Source organism: Glaciecola sp. XM2, assembly GCF_018595715.1.
GTDB lineage: Bacteria > Pseudomonadota > Gammaproteobacteria > Enterobacterales > Alteromonadaceae > Glaciecola.
Genome location: NZ_JAHEOJ010000007.1, coordinates 1 through 203, shown reverse-complemented (window position 1 = coordinate 203; position 203 = coordinate 1). Strand labels below are relative to the sequence as shown.

Here is a 203-nt window from a genome sequence, read left to right as displayed (position 1 = left end):
TGCCCCAGTACACCAACAGGATCATTTGAGTAAAACCGCCCAATCACTGGATCATAATACCGAGCCTGCATATAAACCAGCCCCGTATCACTGTCGCTGATATGCCCTGTATAGCCTTGGTCATCCTTATTGCCATTTGGGTTATCTAAGGTTTCACCAAACGGCGTGTAACGCTCTTTCCAAACAATATTCCCTGTCTGGTC

1 protein-coding gene is annotated in these 203 nt (G+C 46.8%); it reads right to left on the bottom strand.

The window, feature by feature from the left end; all coding sequences use genetic code 11:
* The coding region (locus tag KJ365_RS00020; protein ID WP_214449574.1) for an RHS repeat-associated core domain-containing protein at window positions 1-203 on the bottom strand (203 nt) is incomplete at both ends.